The organism is Enterococcus sp. C76 (genome assembly GCF_040886985.1).
In the GTDB taxonomy this organism is placed as follows: domain Bacteria; phylum Bacillota; class Bacilli; order Lactobacillales; family Enterococcaceae; genus Enterococcus_B; species Enterococcus_B lactis.
The window spans coordinates 1-431 of record NZ_JBFOEY010000050.1 but is presented as its reverse complement, the minus strand read 5'-3'; the positions used below and the strand labels follow the sequence as shown (position 1 = coordinate 431).

The 431-nt window shown below is 36.0% G+C and carries 1 protein-coding gene; it reads left to right on the top strand.

Annotation, left to right across the window (positions count from 1 at the left end; all coding sequences use genetic code 11):
* Positions 1-198 precede the first annotated feature (198 nt).
* Positions 199-431, top strand: a 233-nt coding sequence (locus AB3I00_RS14695) for a YopX family protein (protein ID WP_368025623.1), incomplete at its 3' end; no start/stop codon positions are given.

Here is a 431-nt window from a genome sequence, read left to right as displayed (position 1 = left end):
TGTCGTTGTGGCGGAAGTAGAGAGACGCAAAGGTGAAGGTGCGTTGTTTTCATGATGTATTATTAAGACCTTGTACAAAACTAGAAAAGATTAGTACATGAATGGTGCGATCCCATTCCAACGACGTTATTTTTTGAATGATAGTAAATACCTTGGTGGAAGAGTACATTAATATTCATTTACGGAGGGATGCTCAAAATGATGCCTAAATTTAGAGTTTGGTTGAAAGAGGAACAAGAAATGCATAATGTTTTAGTAGTTGATGGTCGGTGTGATTATTTTGAAGTTGGCAAACAAGTTAAAGTGATGCAATTTACAGGATTGAAAGATAAGAATAAAAAAGGGGTTTATCAAGGCGATATTATTCGATGTAGTAGGGGTCGTCGCCATGAGATTATTTGGTTAGAGAAAGAGGATTCGAGTCATAAAAA